21 protein-coding genes and 1 other RNA gene are annotated in these 19,506 nt (G+C 39.5%); 4 read left to right on the forward strand and 18 right to left on the reverse strand.

Translation table 11 applies throughout. From position 1 onward, the window contains the following. Positions 1 to 81 precede the first annotated feature (81 nt). Complete coding sequence (locus ACFS5O_RS14635) at positions 82 to 408, forward strand: 2Fe-2S iron-sulfur cluster-binding protein (RefSeq protein WP_066394020.1); 327 nt, start codon at positions 82 to 84, stop codon at positions 406 to 408. Positions 409 to 706: 298 nt separating this feature from the next. Here ACFS5O_RS14635 and ACFS5O_RS14640 read toward each other — a convergent pair whose 3' ends face one another. From ACFS5O_RS14640 to ACFS5O_RS14650, 3 genes are read right to left on the reverse strand one after another with little or no spacing between them, the layout of a single operon-like run. Continuing rightward, positions 707 to 1,351: an HD domain-containing protein gene (locus tag ACFS5O_RS14640; protein ID WP_205726217.1), complete on the reverse strand. Its 645-nt coding sequence runs from the start codon at positions 1,349 to 1,351 to the stop codon at positions 707 to 709. A 2-nt stretch (positions 1,352 to 1,353) separates the two neighbouring features. Beyond that, positions 1,354 to 1,653: a DUF6123 family protein gene (locus ACFS5O_RS14645; protein WP_205726216.1), complete on the reverse strand. Its 300-nt coding sequence runs from the start codon at positions 1,651 to 1,653 to the stop codon at positions 1,354 to 1,356. A 52-nt stretch (positions 1,654 to 1,705) separates the two neighbouring features. Next, positions 1,706 to 2,374, reverse strand: a complete 669-nt coding sequence (locus ACFS5O_RS14650; RefSeq protein WP_205726215.1) for a reverse transcriptase-like protein — start codon at positions 2,372 to 2,374, stop codon at positions 1,706 to 1,708. 70 nt (positions 2,375 to 2,444) lie between these two features. Between ACFS5O_RS14650 and ACFS5O_RS14655 the strand changes: the two genes are divergently transcribed. Together ACFS5O_RS14655 and ACFS5O_RS14660 are read left to right on the forward strand one after the other, a co-directional pair. Then, entirely contained in the window at positions 2,445 to 2,852 is a 408-nt protein-coding gene (locus tag ACFS5O_RS14655) for a reverse transcriptase-like protein (protein WP_205726214.1), read from the forward strand. Then, on the forward strand, positions 2,845 to 3,774 hold the full coding sequence (locus ACFS5O_RS14660) for a DMT family transporter (protein ID WP_205726213.1): 930 nt from the start codon (positions 2,845 to 2,847) through the stop codon (positions 3,772 to 3,774). Before ACFS5O_RS14655 ends, ACFS5O_RS14660 begins: the two co-directional genes overlap by 8 nt. Here the strand turns inward: ACFS5O_RS14660 and ACFS5O_RS14665 are convergent. The 3 genes from ACFS5O_RS14665 to ACFS5O_RS14675 form a co-directional block, all read right to left on the reverse strand. Beyond that, a complete protein-coding gene (locus tag ACFS5O_RS14665) occupies positions 3,771 to 4,658 on the reverse strand; it encodes a 5'-3' exonuclease (protein ID WP_205726212.1) in 888 nt (295 codons plus the stop codon). The two genes, ACFS5O_RS14660 and ACFS5O_RS14665, sit on opposite strands and share 4 nt — an antisense overlap. Before the next feature lie 80 nt (positions 4,659 to 4,738). Then, a non-coding RNA gene (gene ssrS, locus ACFS5O_RS14670) (6S RNA) lies at positions 4,739 to 4,923 on the reverse strand. A 30-nt stretch (positions 4,924 to 4,953) separates the two neighbouring features. Continuing rightward, the gene (locus tag ACFS5O_RS14675; protein WP_186320522.1) at positions 4,954 to 5,094 is read right to left on the reverse strand and encodes a hypothetical protein; all 141 of its coding nucleotides are present in this window, start codon (positions 5,092 to 5,094) and stop codon (positions 4,954 to 4,956) included. A gap of 108 nt (positions 5,095 to 5,202) precedes the next feature. Between ACFS5O_RS14675 and ACFS5O_RS14680 the strand changes: the two genes are divergently transcribed. Further along, on the forward strand, positions 5,203 to 5,454 hold the full coding sequence (locus ACFS5O_RS14680) for a DNA alkylation repair protein (protein WP_066394007.1): 252 nt from the start codon (positions 5,203 to 5,205) through the stop codon (positions 5,452 to 5,454). Between the two features lie 39 nt (positions 5,455 to 5,493). Here the strand turns inward: ACFS5O_RS14680 and ACFS5O_RS14685 are convergent, their stop codons facing one another. The 12 genes from ACFS5O_RS14685 to ACFS5O_RS14740 all read right to left on the reverse strand — a co-directional run bounded on the left by ACFS5O_RS14685 (position 5,494) and on the right by ACFS5O_RS14740 (position 19,438). Next, on the reverse strand, positions 5,494 to 6,930 hold the full coding sequence (locus ACFS5O_RS14685; protein ID WP_205726211.1) for a hypothetical protein: 1,437 nt from the start codon (positions 6,928 to 6,930) through the stop codon (positions 5,494 to 5,496). 26 nt (positions 6,931 to 6,956) lie between these two features. After that, a complete protein-coding gene (locus ACFS5O_RS14690) occupies positions 6,957 to 8,414 on the reverse strand; it encodes a hypothetical protein (RefSeq protein WP_205726210.1) in 1,458 nt (485 codons plus the stop codon). A gap of 141 nt (positions 8,415 to 8,555) precedes the next feature. Further along, complete coding sequence (gene gabT / locus ACFS5O_RS14695; RefSeq protein WP_205726209.1) at positions 8,556 to 9,863, reverse strand: 4-aminobutyrate--2-oxoglutarate transaminase; 1,308 nt, start codon at positions 9,861 to 9,863, stop codon at positions 8,556 to 8,558. Continuing rightward, positions 9,860 to 11,122: a peptidase gene (locus ACFS5O_RS14700; RefSeq protein ID WP_205726208.1), complete on the reverse strand. Its 1,263-nt coding sequence runs from the start codon at positions 11,120 to 11,122 to the stop codon at positions 9,860 to 9,862. Before ACFS5O_RS14700 ends, gabT begins: the two co-directional genes overlap by 4 nt. A gap of 19 nt (positions 11,123 to 11,141) precedes the next feature. Then, on the reverse strand, positions 11,142 to 11,804 hold the full coding sequence (locus ACFS5O_RS14705; RefSeq protein ID WP_205726207.1) for a 3-oxoacid CoA-transferase subunit B: 663 nt from the start codon (positions 11,802 to 11,804) through the stop codon (positions 11,142 to 11,144). Then, the gene (locus ACFS5O_RS14710) at positions 11,747 to 12,478 is read right to left on the reverse strand and encodes a CoA transferase subunit A (protein ID WP_205726206.1); all 732 of its coding nucleotides are present in this window, start codon (positions 12,476 to 12,478) and stop codon (positions 11,747 to 11,749) included. The genes ACFS5O_RS14705 and ACFS5O_RS14710 overlap by 58 nt, the downstream gene beginning before the upstream one ends. Before the next feature lie 14 nt (positions 12,479 to 12,492). After that, a complete protein-coding gene (locus ACFS5O_RS14715) occupies positions 12,493 to 13,860 on the reverse strand; it encodes an aspartate aminotransferase family protein (RefSeq protein WP_205726205.1) in 1,368 nt (455 codons plus the stop codon). Positions 13,861 to 14,422: 562 nt separating this feature from the next. Beyond that, on the reverse strand, positions 14,423 to 14,695 hold the full coding sequence (locus ACFS5O_RS14720) for a YokU family protein (protein ID WP_205726204.1): 273 nt from the start codon (positions 14,693 to 14,695) through the stop codon (positions 14,423 to 14,425). Positions 14,696 to 14,708: 13 nt separating this feature from the next. Beyond that, entirely contained in the window at positions 14,709 to 16,136 is a 1,428-nt protein-coding gene (gene kamA, locus ACFS5O_RS14725; protein ID WP_205726203.1) for a lysine 2,3-aminomutase, read from the reverse strand. 167 nt (positions 16,137 to 16,303) lie between these two features. Then, a complete protein-coding gene (locus ACFS5O_RS14730) occupies positions 16,304 to 17,710 on the reverse strand; it encodes a sigma-54 interaction domain-containing protein (protein ID WP_379839324.1) in 1,407 nt (468 codons plus the stop codon). Positions 17,711 to 17,756: 46 nt separating this feature from the next. Further along, positions 17,757 to 18,611 carry a putative beta-lysine N-acetyltransferase gene (ablB, locus tag ACFS5O_RS14735; RefSeq protein WP_205726202.1) on the reverse strand — a complete coding sequence of 285 codons (855 nt, stop codon included), beginning with the start codon at positions 18,609 to 18,611 and terminating at the stop codon, positions 17,757 to 17,759. Between the two features lie 230 nt (positions 18,612 to 18,841). Further along, positions 18,842 to 19,438 carry a trimeric intracellular cation channel family protein gene (locus ACFS5O_RS14740; RefSeq protein ID WP_066393984.1) on the reverse strand — a complete coding sequence of 199 codons (597 nt, stop codon included), beginning with the start codon at positions 19,436 to 19,438 and terminating at the stop codon, positions 18,842 to 18,844. Positions 19,439 to 19,506: the final 68 nt, after the last annotated feature.

Here is a 19,506-nt window from a genome sequence, read left to right on the forward strand (position 1 = left end):
ATGTAGTTTACTTGGTAGAAGGTTATCGTATAATAAGAATGGAAAGAAATACTAAGTGTTTATTTTAAGGAGGCAGGTAAAATGGCAAGAATTGATGTGCGCGGATTTGGTACATATGAGATTGAGAACGGTAAAAAACTTGTAAATGCACTTGAAGACAACGGAATTGACATCCTTCACCGCTGTGGAGGCAAAGCGAAATGTACGACATGCCGAGTGGAAGTTTTGTCAGGAGACCTAGGTCCGATCGGAGAAAATGAAGCGAATATCATCGCTACAAAGGGCTTATCAGGAAATGTAAGATTATCTTGCCAGATCTGTGTAAGTGAAGATGCATCGATCAATCCTGTTCTTACTGTAACTTCAGAAGGATTAGACGCTGGACCTCGACCAGCAGAAGAGTGTTAAAATAAATTAAAGGCTGTTGATATGCAACTAAAAGGCCATTATTTTGGCCTTTTTTTAATGCGGATTATTCACTTTAAAATAACATGAGTAAATCTTCTTCCAAACTAAACTAAGAATGTTGTTTGGATGTTTTTTCTCTTCCTATGAAAGTTGATTGGAGTGCAAGGTTGCCGACTCCTATGGGACGAGCGGTCAGGTGGAGACTCCTAATGGCACGTAGTGGCAGGAGGCTCACCGTTCGCCCCATGGAAAGCGAGCAACCTGGAGTGGAAATCAACTACTTTCATAGAAAACTTACTCACTTTCTGCCTTCCCACTCTTCAAAAAATTGCTCTAAAAAGTTTTCTAGAAAGGCATGCCGGTCATTCGCTAGTTTTTTTGCATAAGGAGTATTCATCCCATGCTTTAATTTTAATAATTTCTCGTAAAAGTGATTAATAGCTGTACTTTTTTGATTGCGATATTGCTCTTTTGTCATCGTCTCTCGAACCGGTATCTCAGGATCATACATCAATTGCCCCTTCGCACCAGAATAAGCGAATGTTCTTCCGATTCCAATCGCTCCGATCGCATCTAAGCGGTCTGCATCCTGTACGACTTTACCCTCTATCGATTCCATCTCTACTCCGCTACCACCTTTAAATGACATCGAAGAGATGATGGATAATATGTGCTTGATGTATGGTTCCTCTACAAAAATAGACTCTAACCAATTTCTGACTTCTCGAAGACCCTCTTCTTCCGTTCCTGCGATTTTTTCATCTGCTATGTCATGAAGAAGTGCCGCCATCACACAAACAAAAGAATCTGCCCCTTCTTTTTCTGCAATGTTCAAAGCCAATTTCTTAACACGATAGATGTGATACCAATCATGGCCACTGCTATCATCTTTTAACTTATCTTTTACAAACGTCTCTGTCTGTTCGATCATCTTCTCTTTCATATTTACCCCACTGTATAAGAATGTTTTCTCTCATTGTTGTTTTGTAGCTGATCAAGTAGTTCATACGCTTTTTTCTTTGAGGTGATATTCTCGTTGACCAAAGACTCTAATATGGCGATAAAGTAACTTCCATCAAACGATCGTTGTTTTATTAATGTAACTTCTAATGCAATTTTTACTTGAGGTTCACTTGCATCTGTGTAATGCTTTCCAAAGTCTACAAAATGCAGGTCTCCTTCACTAAGACGAAATCCCTTTGAAGCTAATAGTGCTATATAATCGTCTAGAACGTTCTCGTTCATGTCTACCTCAACCCCAAAATCAAAAGATTCTAGTAAATTGTACCAGTTATGTTTAAGAATTATCAATGACTTCTTTCTTCGCTTGTATGATCTTTCCGTTTAATGCTTGTGTTACGAGATGATCTGCCTCTTTGTTCTTGTTTCTAGCCACCCATTCATAAACAGGTTCGATCTGAAGCTTCTTCAATAGTGTTTCGATTTTCTCTGCCCACTTTTGGAGGTTTGATTCGTAACATGGCCATTCCCCTTTTAATTGCTCTATCACAACTTTCGAATCTCCTTGAATGAGAACTTCTTCATATTGGACACCAAGTTCTTCGAGTTCTTTTACAGCCAACCATAGTGCTGCATACTCAGATTCATTATTGGATTCGAGGTGTGTTAGACTCGCGTTCTTTTTAAGACGATAAGTAATCCCGTTTTGAGAGAAATGAATGATGATACCTTGCCCACTCGTACCCGTCTCTGTCTTAAACCCTCCATCGAAATAGATAGAGATCTCTTTTGGTTCTTCTTTTTTCACTTGTGTTAGTTTGGTGAGCTCTTTTTTCGTCCACGTTACACCCTTCGTATCGATAAAGACCATCTCAGAAACTCTTCCAGTCTTTTCTATATCCGTTGCCGTAAAAAGGGCCTCTGTTAAAGACATAGGATCAGAAACAAATCGAATCTTAAAGGGTGACTTCGGATGTTTATACATATACTCTATTGAGAAGTTCATAGTAATCTCCTTTTTGTTTTTAATAAAGTCCTTTATAATACGAATATATTCTTATAGAGGAGAGACAGAATTGATAGAAATATACATTGATGGTGCAAGTGCAGGGGATCCTGGACTTTCCGGAGCTGGCGTATATGTAAAAGTCGGAAACGGCACTACACATTCGTATCGTTTTCCAATCGGCACGATGAGTAACCATGAAGCGGAATTTAGAGCTCTTATTCATGGCTTAGAATTATGTATTGAAAATAATTGGAGAATCGTATCGTTCCGCACAGACTCACAAGCAGTTGAGAGCGCGATGGATAAAAAATATGCAAAAGATAAACGGTATACAAAAATGTTAGAAGTAGCTATCGATCTTTCAGAGAAATTGGATTTGTTTTTTATCAAATGGATACCCTCAAAACAAAACAAGATCGCAGATGAACTAGCACGACAAGCTATTCAATTAAACAAGAGACCGTCTGATGTTTAAAAAGACTTGGTTTGCCGACTTCAATTTACTCCTTGTCGCCTTGATCTGGGGTTCGACATTCGTAATCGTACAAAAAGCAATCGCATTCTTAGAACCCTATTCATTTAATAGCGTGCGTTTTATTATTGCCGCTATAACATTATTGCTGATTATCTTCTTGTTTAACCGCTCGTCACTCAGGCATTTTACTGATAAAAGAATATGGGTTAGTGGTATCATTCTTGGTTTTTGGCTATTTTTAGGATATGGATTTCAAACTGTCGGATTGTTATACACCACTTCTTCAAAAGCTGGATTCATCACAGGATTAAGTGTTGTCTTGGTCCCTTTGTTCAGTTATTTATTGTTAAAGAACAAACTGAATTGGCAAGTAGGTATTAGTTCTTTATTAGCTGTAATCGGTTTATACTTACTAACGATACACAACAGCCTCTCGTTGAACGTTGGCGATGGTTATGTGTTATTATGTGCCATTTCATTTGCTCTTCATATCGTGTTCACAGGGAAATTTGCAGTATCCTTTAACGCTATAAGTTTAACTGTTATCCAACTGTTGACCGTTGCCACATTCAGTTTCATTACCGCACTCATGATTGAGGATTATCAGCAGATGTTCAAAATTAATTTGGTTCTACAGCCGGAAGTTATCAATGCTCTCTTGATCACATCATTCTTTGCAACGGCTCTAGCTTTTTTGGCTCAAACACATTTTCAATCATTTACAACACCCGCAAGAGTAGCTTTGATCTTTGCGATGGAACCTGTTTTTGCGGCACTTACGGCTTACATCATGCTCAATGAACGACTCGGTTCAAAATCATTGTTAGGATGCGGGTTAATTTTACTTGGTATGATATTATCTGAAATACGGTTCAATAAGGATTTCATAAAACGAAAACAAAAAGAGTGGGATCTTACTTAACCCACTCTTATTTGAATCTCTAATTCTTCTAAAGCACTTCGAACCATCTGTTTATCTAGAATATATCGGCATTCTTCTAAATCTCTGTCGACTACTTCTGGAACATCTGTAAAAATCGTACAGAGATCTTTACTAAGAACAGCCATCTCGCGACCTGCTTCGAGTTTTTTTAAATACCTCTTGTATCTAGGATCTAGATTCTCAAAATTTTCATAAATTGATTCCACAGCACCATACTGTTGGATGAGTGGAAGTGCAGCTTTATCACCGACTCCCGCTACTCCAGGAATATTATCACTCTTATCACCTAATAAAGCTTTTACATCGATCCACTGTGAAGGTGTGATGCCATACTCCTCTTGAAAATGAGTGAGCGTATATTTCAGCTCATCTCTTTTCACTGTAATAAGCTGTGAAGTTTTTTCGCAAAGAAGCTGCAATAGATCCCGATCGTTGCTGTAGATGATACATTCTCCGTCACGTTCGTTTCGCCAACGGTGTGCAAGAGTACCTATGATGTCATCTGCTTCATATCTAGGAATTGTAAGCTGAGTAATTCCAATATTATCAAAAAGTTGAACGAGTGTTTCAAATTGCTGAATAAGCGGCTCGGGTAGTTCGTTTCGTGTTCCCTTATAATCAGCGAACTTCTCTCTCCGTAGTGTTTCGTCACGTTTAACATCCCAAGCAACGACAATGTGAGAAGGCTCATGATCTCGTACGAGCATAAGCAGTTTTTGAATGGTCACGCGTATGGCATTCGTGAACTGCCCTTTAGAGTTTCGAGGAAGATCGTGCATTTCTTTTCCATAAGCTGTCGCGAAATAACATCTGCTGAGCAGATTGAATCCATCGATTAATAGTAAAACTTCTTTCTTTTCCATCTTCTTGTGTCCCCCGGTAGAAATATGTTATGAAAAAAGCGCATTTTACATGTGATGTAAAATACGCTTGTTGTCGTTTAAGTAAATCCGCTCTGCCGTGACTTTATATGCCTTTGGAACCTGATCTCTCAGGTGGGTATCCGCAGCTGCCGTTACAGCCTTCCAAGTCGAAAGCAAGGCTTGACTGTCTGACAGATCATATTGGATTCCCGTCATTAGCACATAGGTTAAAGACATGGAAAAGCCACGAACATCGCAGATTTTTATTATACTACCAGTTTGTTAAGAAGTAAAATCATTTTGTTTTTTTGCCATGATGCATCTTTTCAACTTCCATTTCAGCATAAGACGCAAATTCGGTTTGGTTTTCTGCACCGTTCTCTTTCACGTTGTTATTTCGCTGTGCATTAGCATTAGCTTTTTTCTGTTTACCCATAATTGTATCCCTCCTTTTTCTTACTATGGCTCAATGATATAAAAATATAACTTACATAATTTTTCCTTGATTGGTTAACTTAAGACTAAAAAAGGAGGGTTTCTAAAAATGGCAAATCCTTATTTATGTCCAAACTGTAAGACGAACCGAACGCGTTTTAACGTGATCGAACAGAATCCTGTAGCGGTTAAGCTAGATCCATCCACTGGTGATGTGGTTCAACAATATGAAGATGGTGAGTTAGATATGTTCCATCTTCCGTATAAAGGTTCTGAACGATTGATCCAGTGCGGCGCATGCGGCATAGTTGGAGAAGAAGAGATGTACATCAAACGTGCTCAAAGTAATCCGAGAGCGTAGAGAAAAGACTGCCGTTTATCCATTTCGGCAGTCTTTTTTTTATTTTTTGTTTGCTGTAGGAAGCTTTAAAGGAACTTCTACCTTTTCTTTTAATGGATAAACTTGTGTTAATCTTGAAAGGGTAACGGTGAGGTCATCCTTCGGCAGTCCTTCATGAAAGATCAACAAAAATCCAGGCTGTTCATTATCGAAGGTTTGCATCACATCAAAATTTTGCAGTGCCTTCCCTGATGAATTTTTAATCGTGACGAGGTTATTCATAAAACGTTCTTCGTTTGGAATTCTATTCTCACTAACGTTTGGTTGAAAATAAAGATATTCTTCTTGTGCGATTTTTCCTGTTTTGCTCTCTATAGAAAACTCTATACCTTTTTGATCACTTGAAATATCATTTGTGATCCCTTTAAATATAACCTTATAATCTTTATCGTTCGCGATCACATGATTTTTTGTCACATCTGCTTTTGGGTCTTTTACAAATTTCTCAATATCTTGTTTAGGGACAGAAAAGGAATACGACTTATTCGTTCTATGAATCGAGTGTGTCAACGACATCTTTAATGAATCTGCTTGTTTCATATTAAGAAGTTCATCTAAAGCAAAATACGTTTCCATAAAATAACCTGTCACTTCTTCTCCCGTAATATCTGAATTGAGGGTATACTGATTCTGCCCACCCTCAATTGTTCCAAATAAAGAAACAAGATCTTTATTAATGTTAGAATCTATCTTGATTCGTGCACCCATTTGATAGACTTCAAACTGGTCTAATTGAATTTTTTCGTTGTTGTAAAGCTGCAGAGATCTATCAATGGTTTCTGTCGCCAGAACAGGAGGTATTTCAAAAACATGATGAGGCTTGACTTTAAAAGTTAAGTGATCGATCGTAACCTTTCCGTTATTTGAAGTGAATGTTGGATTAAGAAAATCTAGGGTCTCACTGCTAAAGACCTCTTTCCACTCTTCATCTGTTTTAACGTTATCGTATTGAGCATGTATCATCATGGAACGGTATAGCTTATGTTTGTACACTACTCCACCGATCGCACCTTCTCCTTCGTATAGATCGATCGGAAAAGTAAACTTGTTTCCTTCTTTGGATGTGAGCTCAACTTGATTAAATGATAACCGGGGGACATCACTTTCTTCTTTATCCCTTTCAACCAGGTCAACACTGTAGAGTATATAGAGTTGTTGTCCAAAATCATAGATTCGTTCGACTTGAAACGTTCGTTGATTATTCGCTAACGGAATAGATACATGGCTGTTTCTTAATAACTTGAAATGATCAGCAAACTTTAGGTCGCTGAATTTTGATTTCTCTCGATCCATGAGTTCTTCCCAGTTGTTCATCACAACAAAATTTTCTTCGTTTATTTTCCACGTCGGTTCAGCGCTTTTTTCATATTGCGTGTATAGTACAAATCCAATTAATAATATCAGTCCAATGAGGATCTTATTTCGCTTGTTGCTCAAAAAACCTATCTCCTTTATTCATTTTATCAATTCATAATCATGATGTTCTTGAATGGGATATCCACCGGATTTTTAAGAGGCTTTAAATAAGAGAGGTTTGATAAAGTAATGGTCAAGTCACTCTCAGGAATCAAGATCGGTTTCATCTCACCGTTTCCCATCTCTTCTTTGTTATAAAACGTAATATAGTAGGTGCTTTTATTTTCTTCTTCTGAACTAAGTAATTCGAAGTTATTGATTCTCATTTTCTTCTCATCTGAGATCGAAATGATGTTGTTTTTATACACCCGTTCGTAATCATCAGATACTTCAGCATCACTATAATAATGGTCAGGAATCAAACGCAGATGATTTAGCTGTTGATCCGTGTCAGTTGTTAAGCTTAACTTGATTCTAGAGCTCTCTTCAAAAAGAGCGATACCTTCATAGCGTATTACTGTATCATTCATTCTTACTATTTCTTGGTTCTTTAAAACCGGTTGATTTTTATTCGTTAAAAACGTTTGTATGTCTTTCTTAGGAATTGTCCAAGAGAAAGAACGAGGATCTTTATGTACAGAAGAAGTAAAAGTGAGAGTTTTTTCTTTCTTCTCATTCGTTTCTTCAGGCATATCATAAATGGGAATGTAATAACCATTTTTCTTGGCTCCTAGAATTCCATATGTTCTTGTAGGTCTATCATGTAGTGTGTGGTTTTTGCTAGCAAATCCGATCAAATCTTCATCATCTGGAATTTCTACGCTCAGTCTCTGTTCATAAAGTAAGGCCTCAATGGATTTTATCTTTACTTTTTTGTTGTCTTCATATGTAATTGTTTGATCGATCGGTTCACTTTTCAAAACTTTCGTATAAGGATCTTCGTCAGGCATCGTTAACGCAATATCTTGAATCGAGTCTACCCCTTTGTCTTTTGAGGAGATCGTAAGGTCCTGCAGCCGAACGACATTAGCATTTGATACGATCGACCAATCGTTCTCTGAAGAATCAAACATACTTGGCATCAACATCATGGAGCGGTATAAACGGTGCTTATACACGAATCCTTCGTCCCTTGTTCCAGGCTGCACCATTTCTTCCCCTGCTTTGAGAACGAGCTCCTCACCTTCTTTTGTTTGAAACCGCATGTTTTTAACAGAAAGACGCGGAATATCATATTCGTCCTTGTCTCTCTCTTTTACATCCACACTGTATAAAACATACATGCGTCCATTCATGTTCCAAAGTTTTTCAATCTTTAACGTCCGATAGGAATCTTTGAGTGTTAAAGTCTTGTTTACGTCTTTAAGAAAACCGTATTTATCCATGATTTCTAATTCAGCGAACTTGATATATTCTCTCTTCATTCCATCTTTAAATGAGTCTACCACCAAAAATTGTTCCGCATTTACCGTCCAAGTTGGTTCAGCACTTTTTTCGTATTGTGTATAAACGACGAATCCTCCAATTAAAACAGAACCGATCAATAATTTTTTAATGATTTGCAAGTCTTACAGCCCCTTTGACCTCTATACCAACATATTAGCATAATTTTCCGAATTTTCACTTGGGAAAAATCCATTATTTTGAAAATGCTCATGAAATCATAAAATAACCTCGTCTCTATTGAGACGAGGTTACCGAATCTGTTAAGACGATACCATTTCGTTTATCTTATTAAGCTGTTCCTCGATGACGTGCAACCCTTTAATGAGTTGTTCATCAGAGATTACAAGTGGTGAGAGGATCCGAATCACGTTGCTATAAAGACCAGCCCCCATGATGGCTACGCCATTTTGATTACAAAGTGCGATGATTTTCTTCGCTCGATCAGGATCTGGTGTTTTCGTGACTTTGTCTTTCACGATTTCAAGCGCGCACATAGCCCCTATTCCTCGAACATCCCCGACAAATTCGTACTGATCTCTCCATTTTAAGAAAGTCTCAGTAATTCTTTCACCGATCTGATTCGCTCTGGTTAACAAACCTTCTTCTTCTATCATTGAGATGACTTCTAGTGCCGCAACACATCCTAATGGACTTCCTCCATAGGTACCCCCGATCTCGCCCGGAGCGGGTGCATCCATGATTTCCGATCTGCCCGTTACAGCTGATATCGGTAGTCCAGCAGCTATCGATTTGGACATCGTCATAAGATCTGGAACTACCTCAAAATGTTCCATCGCGAACATTTTTCCCGTACGGCCGAATCCAGTTTGAATCTCATCAGCGATTAAGAGGATATTGTATTTATCACAGATCTCGCGAAGTCCATTTACAAACGTTTTCGAAGGAATTACGAATCCTCCTTCTCCTTGAACAGGTTCAAAGATGATCGCTGCAATTTCCTCCGGTGGAACTTCACCTAAGAAAAAGTCTTCGAATTTTTTTAAGATCGCTTTATCCGTTTCCTCAACATTCCGGTCTTCACGATAATAATAAGGATATGGCATCTTATATGTTTCGGGTGCAAAGGGCCCGAACTCAAATTTGTATGGTTTCACTTTGCTTGTTAAACTCATGGCGAGCAGCGTTCTGCCGTGAAATCCACGTTCAAATGAGATGATCGCTTTTCTTCCCGTATATTTTCTTGCGATCTTAACAGCGTTTTCTACAGCTTCTGCACCACTGTTTAAAAAGAACGTTTTCTTATGATGGTCTCCAGGTGTGATCTCGTTCAGTTTTTCCGCAAGTTGAACGTACGGTTCGTACATCATGACGTGAAAACATGGGTGGATGTATTTTTCCACTTGGTTCTTAAGTGCTTCTACTACCCTGGGTGGACAATGACCAACGTTTAACGTTCCGATCGCTCCAGCAAAATCGATATATTCGTTTCCGTCAACATCAACCATCGTACTTCCGCTCGCATGATCTACAAAATTTAAAACTGTATTAAACGGACCTCTTGGGACGTTCAACTCTTTTCGTTTTAACAACTCTTCTGATTTCTTCATCCATTCTCGCCTCCACACCAGTCATAGATCGTTAAAGCTATGATTTCAGCAGCTTCCATGATCTTAGAAATCTCAATATATTCGTTCGGATAATGTGCGACCCCTGTAACTCCTGGCCCGAACACGATCGAAGGAGTGTCACCAACATGAGATAACAAGCCGCCATCTGTTCCCCAAGGTGACGCTTCAATGATAGGCCGATCTCCGGTTACATCTTCAAAATTTTTAGAGAGCATGTTCATGAGCGGATGCTCAGTTTCAATCAAACCTGGCAACCACTGTGCACCGAACCATTCTACAGAGATCCCATGCTCTTCTAACCATGGATCTGAAACCTTTGATAGGTGCTCCTGAAGTTCATTTTTTACTTCTTCCAACGTTTCATTAGGAGCAACGCCGATCCTCCCTTCGATCTCAACTGTATCTGGAACAGATGATGGCCAGTTTCCTCCAGAAATCTTTCCTACGTTGATCGGAACCGGGATCGGAATATCCTTGTATAGAGGATCTGTCACTCTATCATTTCGGATCGTTTCCAATTGTTTAATAGCATCTAGTACGACTACCGCTTTTTCGATAGCACTAACACCTTCATATCGAGTTCCACCGTGTGCGGCTTTCCCTTTTACTGTAAGGCGAAACCACATAGAACCTTGTTGAGCAGGAAAAATCTTCATATTTGTAGGTTCTGGAATGATGGCTGCATCTGCTTTGTATCCGCGTAGTACCGCAGCGAGCGTTCCTGCACCACCACTCTCTTCTTCTACGACACTATGAAAGTATAAATCGCCTTGTAATTGGACCCCTGTTTCTTTCAGTGCTTGAATGGCAAGCAAAAGGGAGAGGTTTCCACCTTTCATATCTGTTGACCCTCTGCCGTAAAGTTTACCATCTATTATTTTTCCACTGTAAGGATGATCGTTCCATTGGTTCAAATCACCTTCTGGGACGACATCCACATGACCGTTTAGAACAAGTGAACGCCCGTTACCTTTTCCTCGCCATATCCCAACAACATTAGGACTCGTACTGAAATCTGTCCGGCTCGCACAAAAGTTAGGATGCTTCGCTAACTCCTCACCATCCGGATACCACATATCGACCTCAAGTCCGATTTCCTCGAGTTTTTGGGCGATCAACTTTTGTACACCCGTTTCATTTCCAGTCGTGCTCGCTTCTTGAACCGTTTTTTGTAAAAAATGAATGGCGATTTCTTGTTCCTTCATCAACCAGTTTGAGAGTTTTTCTTTAACTAACATGTTTCTCCTCCCTAACATCTCATTGAAAAACAGAGATCTGTTCATCTACAACGATAGAAGCTCCTGTTGTTTGGATCACATCTTCTACCGTATAAGGACTCATGATCTCACGAAGATAGAGTTTCCCCTCTTCACAGTGAAAAACGGCTTTCTCCGTAATGATCATGTCTGCACCTTCCCTCACTGTAAGTGGAAGAGAACAGTTACTCACAATCTTTGGATTTCCATACTTATCTGTATGGTTCATTAAAATGATGACTTTTTTTGCTTTTTGTGCCAGGTCGATCGCTCCACCCATTCCAGGAACACGTTTTCCAGGGACGATCCAATTGGCAATGTCACCTCGTTCACTCACTTCAAGTGCACCTAAAATCGTTACATCAAGCAATCCCTTTCTAATGATTCCGAAAGCTGTGGCGCTGTCAAAGTAAGAAGCTCCTGGCTGGATAGAAACTGGATATCCTCCAGCATTTGATAGGTTACCATCTTCAGTTCCAGGTTGTGGTGACCCACCCATGCCTAAGATACCGTTCTCCGTGTGCAGCATGATATGTAGATCTTGTTCAATATAATCTGCAACAAGCGTGGGAATACCGATACCAAGGTTAACGATCATACCTTTTTTTATTTCGAGGGCTGCCCTTCTTGCGATCCTGTGCCTTGTTTCAATTCCCAGACCCATTTCCAGTCCACTCCTTTACTCTGAATGATATAGTCAACAAAGACACCTGGCGTGACGATTTCTTCCGGATCAAGGGAACCTACCGGAACGATCTCTTCTACTTCTGCGATCGTTATCTGTCCTGCTGTAGCTACGAGTGGATTCGTATTTCGAGCGCTTTTATCATAGATCAGGTTTCCATATCGATCTGCTTTTTTCGCATAAACGAGCGCTACATCAGCTGTTAAAGCTGGTTCGATCATATATTCTTTGTTACCAACAGTGACTTTGTCCTTGTTAGCTCCAACAACCGTTCCTAGACCAACATCTACTAAAATACCACCCAGCCCCATACCACCAGCTCTTATTTTTTCAGCAAGAGTTCCCTGAGGAACAAATTCTACTTTTAACGAACCTTCTTGCATCTGTTTACCTGCTTCAGGGTTTGAGCCGATATGAGAGGCGATCAATTTTTTTACCCGTTTTTCTGTGATCAGCTTACCTGGTCCGATCCAAGGAAACCCGGTATCGTTACTTATCAGAAAAATGTCTTTAATATCTTTTTCTAAGATGAGATTAACTAGAGTTGGAGGAGCCCCAACTCCTCCAAAACCGCCGATCATAAGTGACATACCGTTATGAAAATAAGCAGAAGCACTTTCAAGCGAGATCTGTTTATCAACACCGTTTGTCATTCACAACACCTCTTTCAACTGGTCGCTTCTGTAATATAAATACCTTCTGTAATGAGTTGAGTGGTCAGTTCACCGATGGATTGATCAAGAATATCCATGATATCGGCTATTTGTTCTTTCGTAACGTTTAATGGTGGCGATAAAAGAATAGAGTCTCCTGAAAACCCAGTTACTCCACCTACCGCCGGATAAACGAGCAACCCTTTGTCAAAACAGATGGATAAGAGTCGGTCTGTAACTTTTGATGTAATCTCAAAAGGTTCTCGGGTAATCGGATTCTTAACAAATTCAACGCCGCATAACAATCCTTTGCCTCTCACATCACCGATTAAAGGATATTTCCATTGAAGCCGTTGAAGGTGATTGATCATATACTGCCCCATAGCTTCTGCATTTTCCTGAAGGTTATTTCTTTCCATATAATCGATAACAGCAAGACAAACTGCAGCAGATTGTGGATTTGCGCTAAACGTGTGTCCACTCATAACTACCTTACTTCCCGCCTCGATCACGTTCATAATGCGGTCTGATACGATGGTAGCGGCCATCGGGGTATATCCTGCACTCATGCCTTTTCCTATCGCTATAATGTCTGGTGTAACATTCCAATGTTCCATCGCGAACATCTTGCCCGTTCGTCCCATACCTGTCATCACTTCATCAGCGATCAGTAGAATATTATATTTTTCACAGATCTCTCTTATTTTTTTGAAATATTCGTCTGGAGGAACGATCGCTCCTCCAGATGCACCGATGATCGGTTCTGCTATAAATGCTGCGATTTGATCTGGTCCTATCGCTTGAATAGATGATTCTAAGTCTTCTGCACATTTCACACCGCAACCAGGATAGGTGTCTTTTAGTGGGCACTGGTAACAATAGGGTGGGTGCGCAGCAGGAAAGTCTTCAAGCAATGACGTGAATCGTTGACGTCTCAATTTATGACCAGACATCGACAGTGCCCCTAAAGTAATTCCGTGATAACTGGTCCATCGAGAAATGACTTTGGTTTTCGTCAGGTTTCCTTGTTCTTGAAAATACTGAATAGCAACCTTAAGTGCTGTCTCGGTTGCTTCTGATCCACTATTAACAAAGAAAACTGAATTCAAATCTCCTGGTGCATAATGAGCTATTTTTTCCGCTAATTGTTCTGCTGCTTCACTCGTAAACTGCGAACGATAGACAAAAGATACATGATTTGCTTGATTCCACATGGCTTCTGCAACTTCATGTACTCCGTGACCGATATTACAAGTGATCGCACCTGAAGATCCATCAATATATTGCTTACCTTCTTTATCGTATAAATAGATTCCTTTACCATGACTGATAACAGGATAATCGCTTCCTAGAACCGGTTTGATGAGATGTGATTTTCTCATAAAAAAGGCTCCTTCCTCATAAGGGTTAAAAAGGAAATATCTTTATTTAAAGCTATTTTCACTGTCTCTCTCAGAAAGTTTAACAAGCAGCTTTTAAATAATAATTTTATTGAGAACGCTCTTTTCTAAAAGATTGTTGCTTTTAACTCCTTGTCACCTTTGACAGTTGATTGTAGTGGAAGGTGCGTGCCTACCACCTGAGATACTTCTTGCAAGGCATGCGACGAGGAAGCTTACTATGAAGCATCACTTGTAGACGCAGGAGCAAGGAACTTCTTAAGGCGGGCAGTCCTAAAAGTGGAAGAGGCTCGTTCAGCCCCGACCAGCAAAAGGTGAATGGGCTATCAAGGCTCACTTTGCCTTGTGGGCCATTTAACTTTTGACCTAGAGGGGCTAGCCTCTGCAACTAGACAGGTGAGACACTTAAATGTGAAACATTCGAATGTGGCGCACCGGCTGCCCCGTGGAAAGCGAGCAGCCTGAAACGGAAATCAACACTTCCAATAGCAACAAAGTTTGCGAAAACAACATTTAAAAAAGATACTCCCTTACTCTACTGGTGTTACAATTTAAAATAATTCTTCTTCAAAAACCTCGGTATGCTCATTAATTCTGTGTAAGAAATCGTTGAATCTATCTTCTTTGTATCTATTAACATGAGTTGATCTTCTATCTCATCTACAATATGATCTTCTTGATATTCCATGCCACAAGAAGAACAGGATACAGAAGGGATTACAGTTATTTGGACTGCTCTTGAACCATCAGGCAATTCCCAATAACCTGTTAATCCTGCCGTCTCTGCATATTCACTTTCACACCATAAGCACTTCATGTTATCCTCCTCTCTATGCATTTCTTTGTTCTTCAGGAGTCGTTGAGATTCCTTCGTCTTTTGTCTGCTCAAACTTATATTTTTTCTCTTTTAATTCATCGCGTTTATCTCGTTTATCCTTTAAAGAACTATGCTCCGGATTCGTATCATAATCTTCTCTTCGTTCAAGCCGTTTTAATCCTTTTGGAACAAGATTGAATGCTTCATCGTTCATTAGTGCTGATACACCGATCGCTGGCTTGATGTGGTCTGTTCCCATCACTTCATTAAAATAAGCATCTGCTCTTCCAGCTTGATAGTTTTGAGGTTCAGGATAAGAAGTGATCACACCTTCAAAGTTACGAAGCACTACTTTTTCTGGCGATTGAGAGATCACATAGTTTGGTTGAACAGAAATCTTTCCTCCGCCTCCAGGAGCATCTACTACGAATGTTGGCACTGCATAACCAGAAGTATGACCACGTAATCCTTCGATGATCTCTAGACCCTTTGATACAGGAGCACGGAAATGTCCGATTCCTTCAGATAGATCACATTGGTAGATATAGTAAGGTCTAACTCTAATTTTCACAAGATCATGCATCAGCTTTTTCATGATAGGAACACTATCATTGATCCCTGCAAGAATGACAGATTGATTGCCTACCGGAACTCCGGCATTCGCAAGCATCTCACACGCTCTTTTTGATTCTTCTGTGATTTCGATCGAAGTATTGAAATGCGTGTTTAACCAAACGGGATGATACTTCTTTAAGATGTTGCATAGATTTTCTGTGATCCTTTGTGGGAATACGACTGGAGCACGTGTTCCGATACGAATGATCTCTAGATGTGGAATTTCTCTTAAGTTCTTTAATATATATTCTAAGATGTTGTCATTAATTAATAACCCGTCGCCACCTGAGATCAGACAGTCTCTTACTTGTGGATTGTTGCGAATATAGTTAATGGCTGCATCCAATTGTTTTTTTGGTACACCCATACCGATCTGCCCAGAAAAACGCCTTCTCGTACAATAACGGCAATACATCGAACACTGATTGGTTACAAGAAAAAGAACACGATCCGGATAGCGATGCGTAAGCCCTGGAACTGGAGAATCTTCGTCTTCATGCAAAGGGTCTTCCAAGTCGTATCTCGTCTTTAAAATTTCCTTACCGATCGGAACGGACTGCATACGAATCGGACATCGTGGATCATCTTGATCCATGAGCCACGCATAATAAGGTGTAATGTTTAACGGGATCGTCATCGTGGAAATTTTTACGCCTTCTTCTTCTTCTGGAGTCAAGTTAATGATGCTCTTAAGATCTTTCAAATTTCTGATAGTATTCGTCAGCTGCCACAGCCAATCATTCCATTGTTCTTCTGTGACATCTTTCCATAATTCAAATTCACTCCAATGTTTCTTTGGTTTGAATAATCCATTCACTACAGGCATTCTAATGACCTCCTTTATTTCTACACCCTTACTTATGCAAGAAGCGTGCCAAGTTACAGAAAGTTCAGAATATAGAGATTTATCCTATATCGTATGCATGCTCTGTAGGATGTGGGCCTTTAATTACTGGAAATAAAACAAAAATGAACTGCCGGAAAATCGGCAGTTCATTTTTGTTTTATTTTATATTGCAGAGTTTGCCTCGGTACTCCTAATATTTTGGCAGCTTGAAGTATATTACCAGAAGTATGTTGTAGAGCCCTCTCGATGATCTGTTTTTCATAATCTCCTAATGCCTGTCTTAACGAAGGTATCTTTGACAATTCCTTTTTTATTGTAAGCTCTTTTTCTTCATGAATCGTTACATGTTTTGGAAGTAAAGAAGTCTCGATCAAAGAATCGTCTTCCGCAAAATTCATACAGTGCTCGATCGCATGCTTGAGTTCTCGGACATTGCCCGGCCAAGAATAACGTTGTATGAAAATTTCAGCTTCCGAAGTAATTCCTCGTACGTTTTTTTCAAACGTACAATTAAAATAGTCAATAAAATGATTCACTAAGTATGCAATATCCCTTTTTCTTTCTCTTAACGGTGGCAGCTCAAAATAAACGACATTCAACCGATAAAAAAGATCTCTTCGCAACTTTCCTTTTTCCATACAAACATCTGGCTGTTCATTTAAGGCAGAAATAATCCTAACATCAACTCTCCTTGAAACATGACTTCCTATTCGCTCTACAACACCTTCTTGAACGACCCTCAATAGCTTTGCCTGCAGTTCAACTGGCATCGAATTGAGTTCATCTAAAAAAAGAGTGCCTCCATCTGCTAACTCAAAAACTCCTGGCCGATCGATAGCACCTGTAAAGCTTCCCTTTGTCGTTCCAAATAATATCCCTTCAAGGAGAGGTCCTGGAATCGCAGCGCAGTTTTGAACGATGAAGGGACTTGAAGCACGTTTAGATGAATTGTGTATGGCTTGAACAAACATCTCTTTACCAGTTCCCGTTTCTCCATATAACATGATAGGAGAGTTTGTTTGCGAGGCTTGTTTACATTGTGACTTTACCTCGTTTAGTTCAGTGTCAGCCGTAATAATATCAGAGAAATGGTAAGCTGCAAGGGGTTGATCTTTATTTGTTTTCCGCTTAACTTTCATCTTTTTTTGCAGATCGATCAGCTGTTCAGAAAGAACTTTGATCTTTGAAAGATCTTTCGCTACTTCTACAGCGCCAATCAATTCTCCGTTCAACCAGAGCGGAAGCGTAGAATTTATCGTATCGATCTGTTTGCCTTTTCGGTTCGTATAGGATTGATGTTCATTAAAGATGGGTTTTCCGGTTTCTATGACTTTAAGTAGTGTACTCGTTTCCTTTGTTAAAGATGGAAATGCATCAAGTACATGATGATGATGAACCTCGTCTGTTGTTAATCCATCTAATGAAGCAGCTACTGAATTATAAAAAATAGTGATTCCATCTGCATCGACTACATGTATTCCCTCATCAATCGTCTTTAAAATAGCATTTAAAGTTTCTGCAGTTTCTAATGAATTAGATATCAACAAGATCACCACCAAGAGTGCTTAATTTTTGTCACTAATGCCTAAAATTCGGCATTCATTTTGATAAATCCTTTACCCAAATGTTCATATCTTCGTATTTGTCAAAAATTTTACAGTTGTTGGCTAGTCTTCCCGTATATAGATAGTCTTTTTGATGAAAAACGGCATTCATTCCAAATGAGAGTGCTCTAGCGATGGAATAGGAACAATAAATCTTTCTCTGAAATAACTCTTTTTCAAGTTGATCGACCAGATGCTTCATAAGACCAAATTTTCGGTGCTCTGGGGTCGTCGCACAATCTGTGATCTCAGCGTTATTATACGTTTCATTGACGTCTGCAGAAGCAGCACTAACGATTCTTCCAGCATGCTCAATAATACAAAACAAAGTGCCAGATTCAATCATCTTCCTCACATACTCTATATCGTTCATCGGTGTCGGATACACTTGAAATACTTTTCCATACAGCTCTGCAAGCGACTTAGCATCCTGAACGTCAGCCATTCTTAACGAATATTCGATCTGTAGCGGTTGATTCTTGGTTCCTTTTTCTAGCTTTAGAACATCTTTCAAAATACGATCCTCATCGATCCAATATTCGCTGTTTCTTCTCTCATTCTTAAGATATTTGCACATGGCGTATGCTGTGGCACCATTAAAATATCCTTTGAACTCTCCTTCGTTTATATAGCCTAGCTCTTGCCAAGCATAAACATCATCTCTTTTAGATTTAACAATGATCTTATGAAATCCGTTTTTATCGGCTTCTTCTAGAAGCCATTTTGAAAAAAAGGATACGTTTCCTCGATAATCGTCTGTTCTTAACCGTTCGCTGTAATAATCAAAACATGTATCTGCGATAAAGTGAGTTTTAGAGATTTTTTTGTTCTCGTAGTATGTTGTCTGCATGGTTTTCCCTCCTAATACTTCCTGTTTCATAACTTCCCTAATATATGCTGAAATTCCTGCACAAAAAACCACCCTTGTTTAGGGTGGTTTCATCTATACCTATTAAATTCAGGCTGTTTTCGTAGACTTTATTGTTTTACAATACTTTCACCCAAGAATGCTCGCTTTCATAGGCGTTCCCCTATCATCAAGTCCCATAGGGTGCAACAGTCTTTTAGTAAAAACGGATATTACAAAGCTCTATGTGGAAGTCTCCAATTTAGTTTCAGTGACAACATTCTAAACACAACTAATGAAACAAAAAGAATCATATACTCTACTGTACTGTCCACGATATTAAAGCCAACCATTAAACCGCCTAACAAAGCCCATACTGCATAGATCTCTTCACGCAATACGACTGGTTTTCGACCAGCTAACACGTCACGTATCATTCCTCCGCCAATCCCTGTTAAGATCGCAGCAACGATAACGGCACTGATGGGATGATTCATACTTGATGCAGCGATCGCCCCTTGAATCGCGAACGCGGAAAGGCCGATAGCATCAAAAAAATGAAGGCTCCTCTTAGAAAATTGAATCATGCTCTCTGGCATGAAAAATACGATTCCCATGGAAGCTAAAGCTGCTTTCAATAAAAGTCCTTGCTCCCAAATCGTGTCAACCGGAAGACCGATCAACACATTTCGAATTATTCCTCCGCCAAATGCTGTGACCAGTCCTAATATAAAGACGCCTAAAATATCATAATCTTCTTCCATTGCAACTAAAGCACCCGAAATGGCGAATGCAATCGTTCCAATGATGTTCAATAAATCCCAAGTCAAACCCATTCTTCCTCTCAAAAATCAATATACTCCGTATTGAATCTTATAAGGTTCTAGGCCGACTAGCA

The organism is Fictibacillus nanhaiensis (assembly GCF_042686385.1).
Lineage (GTDB): Bacteria > Bacillota > Bacilli > Bacillales > Fictibacillaceae > Fictibacillus > Fictibacillus nanhaiensis.

Bases quoted from the DNA above. Each gene is read 5' to 3' on its own strand.
- ACFS5O_RS14710 (WP_205726206.1), bottom strand. From the start codon at position 12,478: ATGACAAACGGTGTTGATAAACAGATCTCGCTTGAAAGTGCTTCTGCT.
- ACFS5O_RS14705 (WP_205726207.1), bottom strand. From the start codon at position 11,804: ATGGGTCTGGGAATTGAAACAAGGCACAGGATCGCAAGAAGGGCAGCC.
- ACFS5O_RS14650 (WP_205726215.1), bottom strand. From the start codon at position 2,374: ATGAACTTCTCAATAGAGTATATGTATAAACATCCGAAGTCACCCTTT.
- ACFS5O_RS14635 (WP_066394020.1), top strand. From the start codon at position 82: ATGGCAAGAATTGATGTGCGCGGATTTGGTACATATGAGATTGAGAAC.
- gabT (WP_205726209.1), bottom strand. From the start codon at position 9,863: ATGAAGAAATCAGAAGAGTTGTTAAAACGAAAAGAGTTGAACGTCCCA.
- ACFS5O_RS14665 (WP_205726212.1), bottom strand. From the start codon at position 4,658: ATGGAAAAGAAAGAAGTTTTACTATTAATCGATGGATTCAATCTGCTC.
- ACFS5O_RS14675 (WP_186320522.1), bottom strand. From the start codon at position 5,094: ATGGGTAAACAGAAAAAAGCTAATGCTAATGCACAGCGAAATAACAAC.
- ACFS5O_RS14720 (WP_205726204.1), bottom strand. From the start codon at position 14,695: ATGAAGTGCTTATGGTGTGAAAGTGAATATGCAGAGACGGCAGGATTA.
- ACFS5O_RS14660 (WP_205726213.1), top strand. From the start codon at position 2,845: ATGTTTAAAAAGACTTGGTTTGCCGACTTCAATTTACTCCTTGTCGCC.
- ACFS5O_RS14640 (WP_205726217.1), bottom strand. From the start codon at position 1,351: ATGAAAGAGAAGATGATCGAACAGACAGAGACGTTTGTAAAAGATAAG.
- ACFS5O_RS14645 (WP_205726216.1), bottom strand. From the start codon at position 1,653: ATGAACGAGAACGTTCTAGACGATTATATAGCACTATTAGCTTCAAAG.
- ACFS5O_RS14700 (WP_205726208.1), bottom strand. From the start codon at position 11,122: ATGTTAGTTAAAGAAAAACTCTCAAACTGGTTGATGAAGGAACAAGAA.
- ablB (WP_205726202.1), bottom strand. From the start codon at position 18,611: ATGCAGACAACATACTACGAGAACAAAAAAATCTCTAAAACTCACTTT.
- ACFS5O_RS14715 (WP_205726205.1), bottom strand. From the start codon at position 13,860: ATGAGAAAATCACATCTCATCAAACCGGTTCTAGGAAGCGATTATCCT.
- kamA (WP_205726203.1), bottom strand. From the start codon at position 16,136: ATGCCTGTAGTGAATGGATTATTCAAACCAAAGAAACATTGGAGTGAA.
- ACFS5O_RS14680 (WP_066394007.1), top strand. From the start codon at position 5,203: ATGGCAAATCCTTATTTATGTCCAAACTGTAAGACGAACCGAACGCGT.